The 5576-nt window shown below is 61.0% G+C and carries 4 protein-coding genes and 4 pseudogenes; 4 read left to right on the top strand and 4 right to left on the bottom strand.

Translation table 11 applies throughout. The features are described 5' to 3' along the window. A pseudogene (locus FV229_RS24980) lies at window positions 1–166 on the bottom strand (IS110 family transposase); the annotation flags it as partial. A gap of 81 nt (window positions 167–247) precedes the next feature. Between FV229_RS24980 and FV229_RS24975 the strand changes: the two are divergent. After that, a pseudogene (locus tag FV229_RS24975) lies at window positions 248–391 on the top strand (IS630 family transposase); the annotation flags it as partial. Window positions 392–428: 37 nt separating this feature from the next. Beyond that, window positions 429–737, top strand: a pseudogene (locus FV229_RS24970) (transposase); the annotation flags it as partial. A gap of 153 nt (window positions 738–890) precedes the next feature. On the opposite strand, the gene FV229_RS24965 reads toward FV229_RS24970, so the two are convergent. After that, window positions 891–2207, bottom strand: a complete 1317-nt coding sequence (locus FV229_RS24965; protein ID WP_147754518.1) for a lysozyme inhibitor LprI family protein — start codon at window positions 2205–2207, stop codon at window positions 891–893. A 107-nt stretch (window positions 2208–2314) separates the two neighbouring features. Here FV229_RS24965 and FV229_RS24960 point away from each other — a divergent pair, with 107 nt between their 5' ends. Both FV229_RS24960 and FV229_RS24955 read left to right on the top strand, forming a co-directional pair. Next, on the top strand, window positions 2315–3175 hold the full coding sequence (locus FV229_RS24960; RefSeq protein ID WP_187275279.1) for an N-acetylmuramoyl-L-alanine amidase: 861 nt from the start codon (window positions 2315–2317) through the stop codon (window positions 3173–3175). 175 nt (window positions 3176–3350) lie between these two features. Further along, window positions 3351–3494 (top strand): annotated as a pseudogene (locus FV229_RS24955) (IS3 family transposase); the annotation flags it as partial. 35 nt (window positions 3495–3529) lie between these two features. Here the strand turns inward: FV229_RS24955 and FV229_RS24950 are convergent. Continuing rightward, on the bottom strand, window positions 3530–4810 hold the full coding sequence (locus tag FV229_RS24950) for an IS66 family transposase (protein WP_147754516.1): 1281 nt from the start codon (window positions 4808–4810) through the stop codon (window positions 3530–3532). A gap of 383 nt (window positions 4811–5193) precedes the next feature. Beyond that, window positions 5194–5576 (bottom strand): transposase (locus FV229_RS24945; protein ID WP_147754515.1); only part of this gene is annotated, 383 nt, incomplete at its 5' end.

Here is a 5576-nt window from a genome sequence, read left to right as displayed (position 1 = left end):
CGCAAGCTTCCATGCCGACCAAACATCGCGGCTGCTTCTCGAAAAACGCGAGCAGCTGGCTTCGACGGAGTTGGCGACGCACGAGAACACGACCGCTCGCATCGACACCGTGGATTTGGAAAACGCTCTTCGCGAGGTCGATACCGACCGTAACAAGTTCGGACATGGGTGGCTCCTCAGCTTGAGGCGACAACATCCCGACTATGCCCCAATGCAACGCCGGGAGCAGGAGCCATCCACATCATCAATCGAGTAAGCCTTCGCCAAGCTGAAGGCGCTCCTGCGAACGGCCGCCGCGCGCACGGTGCCAGACCTCTGGGCCGCCATCCGAGAAGCCTTCAAGGCCTTTCGGCCGCACGAATGCCGAAACTACGTCGCCGCCGCTGGATAGGATGCCTTCGACCCAACATGACAGGCAACGGCTCTAGGTCCCCAAACTCGCCGCTTTGATAGATGAGGCCGAGCCTGACGTGCTGGCCTACATGGGCTTCCCCGCCGCCCATGGGGTCAAACTGAATTCCACCAACCCGCTGGAACGCGTCAACGGCGAGATCAAGCGCCGCACCGAGGTCGTCGGCATCTTCCCCAATGAGGAAGCCGTGACCCGCCTCGTCGGCGCGATCCTCCTCGAACAAAACGATGAATGGGCCGTCCAACGGGGCCGCTACATGACGCTGGAAAGCATCGCGCCAATCAGCGATTATCCCCTCGTCAGCCTGCCGACCCCAGTAGCCTGATCCTCCCGGCCCAAGCCGGTGATCGTCGTGGCTCACCAGAAGCTACAACACGCAAGGGACACGACCGTTGACAAGGCCCGAAGCCCAGGAAAGCCACCCGACAGACATCACACACCAAAACGCAATTGTAATGCTGGCGAAGCCGCCCCTCCTTTAGCGTAGCTGGCCGATGCGCTGGGCATAAGCCCTAGCAATGCATCTTGCATCTGAGCCACACTGGTCTCGTTCGAGGATCCATTGCTTCTGAGCCGCCACGAAAGCCCGTCTCGAAGAACCAATACGATCAGCCAAGCTTAAATCATATAGCGTGGTCAATTGGCGATCGAGACGTGCGAGTGAATTGTCTGAGCATATCGTGTGCTCGGCGTTCGTGTTGGCGCGTGCACAGGAGAAGCTCGGAGAGACGCGGACGGACGGCTCGGGCGCCGGGGCTGCCCTAATTTGTCGCGGCACAGGTACTTCGCGTGTCACAGCAGGCGGCAGAGGCGCAGGCCTCGGGCGATTTAGACAGGACTGTCGAAACTGTTCCACAGCGCCAACATAGCGGCCTTCTGGATAAGCAATGGCGTAACCGCGCGCAGCGGCGTCGCGGTCGCAAGTTGCCACTGCCCGCTGATAGGCAAGCTGTTCTTTACCTGCCTTCACCCGAAGTTGGTATTGCCAAACGGAAGGCCAAACCGAAGCGTTACGCTCACAGGCCGCAAGATTTACCGCTAGACCCGGATTGAGTGCTGCCATCGGGTCTGCCAAGGGATTGATTTGAGAGCACTCGCTCGGCAGCAGATCAAAAAAATCGTTTGGCACAAAATGGAACGTCGAAGACAACGTCTTCGAACGGATTGCTACACCCTGCAACGCTCCGACCTTCTGGCTTAGAACGCTGAAGAACTGCTCGTAATTGAGCCCAGGCTGCATGACTACCGAGAGCTCCGCTTCTTGCACGGCAGACGCAGCAGTCGAGATGTTCCGGAACAGCGCAACCTGACTCCCACGCGGTTCTGCTTCTAAGGCGGAAGCCGAGCAACGCTCGCCATTCTCACGGCAGTCCTCGACTAAACTAACGAACTCGCGCGGAGACCGGTCGAGCAAGCGACGCTGGATTGAGCCGAGCCGCAGCGCTTCCGTTTCCGCAGTTGCAGCCTGCGCATCAAGATTCCCGACGGCGTCGGAAGGGACTACGAACAGGTCTTTCCCAGAGGAGACCGCCGTCCCGACTACGATCAGCGCAACCTCGGCTCCCGTGGGGAGTGCGGTGGAGGCCTCGCGTATCCGCCTGTCGAATTCGGGCCGACTGATGCCACCGACGATCGTCGTCTGAAAGGAAAGTTCACCAAGTCGTTTCGCATAAGCCGCAGCGGCTGCGCGCGCATCGACAAGTCTGCTGCCGACATCTGGTGCCGAGATGAGGATCAACGCGAACCGGTTAGAGTAGACCGGGTGTTTTACCACAGGCAACGACCACTGAGACAACGCAGATCCAGCAGTCGTAAACAAAATAAGCGCAGCTATAAAAACGTAAGACCTCTGCTTGACGTACACTTTACGCTGCCTTCATGATAATTTCGGAATGTTTTCTCATGGCAAATTCCGAGCGTCAGACTGGAAATTACAGCGCTATCGTGCAATGTGAAGTGGCTTGCTACACACACAAAAATTTCTTTAGAACCCTGTCTCAATCGCGCATCAGTGAAGTGATTGAAGGAGTCTTCCGCGGTATGCTTGGGATAATGTCGGGAATTCGCCCGTGCGGCGCGGCGTTCTCATGGGTGTTTCTATCGGTCAGCGCCATGGCTTGCTCGCCAGAAGCCTTTCCAGTCGCGATTGATGTCGGGCATTATCGCGATGCACCTGGCGCGACCAGTGCCTCCAATGTCAGCGAATATGTATACAACCTTGCTCTGGCGCGAAAGACGCTCTTGGCTTTAAACTCACGAGGTTTCTCAAGCAGTTTTCTTATTGGCGAGAGCGGCGCAGCTATTTCCCTTTCGTCCCGCCCCGCACAGGCGAACAAACGACTCGCCTCCGCTTTCGTGTCAATACATCATGACTCAGTTCAACCTAGATACTTGCACCGCGGACCAAACGCTCGGGAGAGCGACTACGCTTCGGGTTTTTCGATTTTCGTGTCCCGCCATTCAGGCCAGGCCAGCGCGGCACTGGGTAGAGCTATTGGACGCGAGATGGTAGATTACGGCCTGTCTCCGTCGCCACACCACGCTGAACCCATCCCGGGCGAAAATCGACCGTTTCTCGACCGTAGTATCGGTCTGTATGCCTACGATGGCTTGGTGGTACTCCGGAACACGCGAATTCCAGCAGTTCTTGTCGAAGCCGCAGTAATCGTAAATCCCGCAGACGAGCGACGAATCACGTCCGGAGACCTTCATGACAAGGTCGCGAATGCGATCGCAGCAGGCGTTGTGGCATTCTGTAAATAAGGCTGAAGCATATATTCTTACGAACGCAAGCCTGTTCTTTGTCGGCCGCGAGGAGGCCATGCCGTTCCTGGATCAGGCAAGGCTGGTCTCCTTCATGAGGCCGATCGTCGCCAGCACTGGCCGACATCAAAGTTGCGACCTCGACCGCGTCATCCCTGGCCTTATTCAAGCGGCTGTCCGCCGAACTCTCAAGGAAGCAACGGTCAATCGCTACAACTACGAAAGCCACGATCAGCTGCGGGAACACCTCGCCGCCTTCTTGAATGCTTACAACTTCGCTCGGCGGCTCAAGACCATACGCGGCCTCACGCCGTACGAGGCAACCGTAATTACCCACCCCTGTGACGGTGGGGTTCAGGCGCCGATGGTCTTGAGGATGGTGCCGAAGGGGCTGCTTCCGGTGAGGCGCGCGGTATCGACCACAGTGCGGATATCGGCCTCGCCCTCGGCGGCCCACATTGCGCGGTAGCCGTTGGTGACCTTCCGCTGGACGACGGAGGGGCGCAGCAGCCGTTCCGAGCCGTTGTTGGTCGCCTCGACAGCACCGGGATGGTCGAGGAAGACGAGGAGCTGATGGCGCGCCCGGTCGATCTTAACCTGCAGGTCGCGGGTCAGGTCGCAGCGGCTCGGCGTGGCGAGGATGGCGCTAAGTTGCCGATCCAGGCTCCGGCGTTTGGCGGCCAGCGTCGAGGTGGCCAGATCGATGACGCGCTCGGCCAGGGCGAACACGGATTGGAGCCAGAGCTGCAGGCGCCAGGGTACGGGATCATCGCTGGTCTCGACGACGTAGGCGACGTCGCGGGCGAGATGGGCGAGGCAGGTCTGGTGCGCGGCCGCGTGTCCCTGCTGGGCGGTGTAGCGGTCAGAGATCCACACCGCGGGCCGGTGGCCGTCCATCATCTCCCGCACCACGATGGCGCCCCGCGTCGGCGAGGCCGTGTGCACCACGGCGTCGATCGAGTGGAAGACCCAGTGGTAGGCGTTGCTGCCCTCGATGCGCACGCCGGTCTCGTCCGAGGCGACAACCGTGGCCCGGCGCAGGGTCGAGACGGCCTCGTCGCGACCGGAGCGGAAGCGCCTCTGCGCGCGCTGGAGCAGGTTCATCAGCCCACCCTGGCTGAGCGTGAGCCCGAACAGGTCGGAGAGCGCCGCCTGTAACCGCGCGTAGGACAGCGCCTGGAAGGTCTTGAGATACGTCGCCACAGCATGCAGCCGCGGGCCGAAGGGTGTTCCCTGCGCCGCCTCCGGCACGGCTGCGACCACCCGCGTCCCGCAGGTCGGGCAACGCACGGCCAGTCGCCGATGCTGCGTCACCACCGGCGCGACCTCCGGAAGTTCGATCCTCTCGGAAACGCTGACGACCTCGGTCGGAAGAGCGGTGTGCAGGTCGCCGCCACAGCATGAGCATCGGTCGGGCCGATGATCGACGACCGTATCGGGATCGTCGCTCATCACCCGGCTATGGCCTTCGTGACCAGGCTTGGCGCCGCCAGGCTTGGATTGCTCCCGCCGCTCCTTGCGGTCCGTCGCGGGTGGCTTCGACGAGGTGCGAGAAGTCTTTTCCGGACGCTGCAGCCGCAGCACCAGCTCGATCAGCTCCTCGCGGCTCAACCGCTCAAGATCGATGCGACCTATCCCGGCAGGGAATCAGCGAAACCCAACCCGCGCAAGGGGGTGGGTAATTACAGGCAACCTGCCGAGCCTGGGCAGACAATCCAAGCCACTCCAGATACGATCCGACCCATCTCACCCCGAGACTGAACAGCGACGATCCATTCCATGAGGTCGGTCGGCTCGTTACGTCAGCGATTGGGTCAGCGTCAGGGCTGTTCAACGCTTTTGACAAATTGACGCGTCTGCCGTTTTGGGAAGCGGTGTTTCCGCTTTTCCGGCCCGGGTTTGTCTGACTCTATGGGGCGCAGCCCATCGTGGAGATTGTCCCATGACGACAGTGTTCGATCTCGTATCCTGCCTAGCTCTGATCCTGGGTCGGCGCCGGCGTGAGGTAAGCGCTGTTTTCAGGCCACGGCTTTGAGGGCTGGCCTGGCCGGGTAGGCCCATGGCAGCAGGTCGTTGAGACGGCGCTGCGGGTGGCCCTCGACGATGCGGGTGATGACCTCGGCGAGGTAGGCGTGTGGCTCGACGCCGACGAGCTTGCGGGACTCGATCAGCGAGGCGATCACCGCCCAATGCTGGCCGCCGCCGTCCGAGCCGGCAAAGAGCGCATTCTCGCGATTCAGCGCCAGGGGCCGGATCGCGCGCTCGACGATGTTGGAATCGATCTCGACCCGGCCGTCGTCGAGGAACAGGCTCAAGCCGGCCCAGCGCGAGAGGGCGTAGCGGATCGCATCGGCGAGCTTGCTCTTGCGGCTGACCAGGCCGAGCTTCTCGCGCAGCCACG

Origin of the sequence: Methylobacterium sp. WL120 (genome assembly GCF_008039465.1) — a bacterium.
GTDB lineage: Bacteria > Pseudomonadota > Alphaproteobacteria > Rhizobiales > Beijerinckiaceae > Methylobacterium > Methylobacterium cerastii.
This window is presented reverse-complemented; position numbering and strand designations above follow the sequence as displayed.

What these genes read in the sequence shown, in the direction of transcription:
- FV229_RS24960 (WP_187275279.1), top strand. Translation starts at nt 2,315, where the DNA reads ATGGCAAATTCCGAGCGTCAGACTGGAAATTACAGCGCTATCGTGCAA.